Here is a 272-nt window from a genome sequence, read left to right as displayed (position 1 = left end):
ATAGACATCGGCGATCACATCCCCCGGGGCCAGGGAAATATGGCGAAGAAGCGGGACCGAGGCGATGGCCTGGCGGGCCATGTCATCAAAGTGCTCGGGGCTGATATCGCCGTCGGCGCTGAGCAACTGGGCGATCCCCTCGGTTTCGCCGCAGGCCGAGCGCAACTGGGCCTCCTGGGCGGCACGCACCGCGGACAGCCGCGCGCCTGCATTGGCGACCAGTTCGCTTTCCTGGCGTTGCACATCCTGGCGGCCGAGCGCCACCGACAGGC

Annotated in this window: 1 pseudogene; it reads right to left on the bottom strand. The window is 68.0% G+C overall.

What is annotated here, in order from left to right:
• Window positions 1-272 (bottom strand): annotated as a pseudogene (locus tag M2D63_RS25785) (bifunctional diguanylate cyclase/phosphodiesterase); the annotation flags it as partial.

This window comes from Pseudomonas sp. BJa5 (assembly GCF_030272875.2).
In the GTDB taxonomy this organism is placed as follows: Bacteria; Pseudomonadota; Gammaproteobacteria; order Pseudomonadales; family Pseudomonadaceae; genus Aquipseudomonas.
Note: the sequence above shows the minus strand (reverse complement) of the source record. Positions and strands in the feature narration are given on the sequence as shown.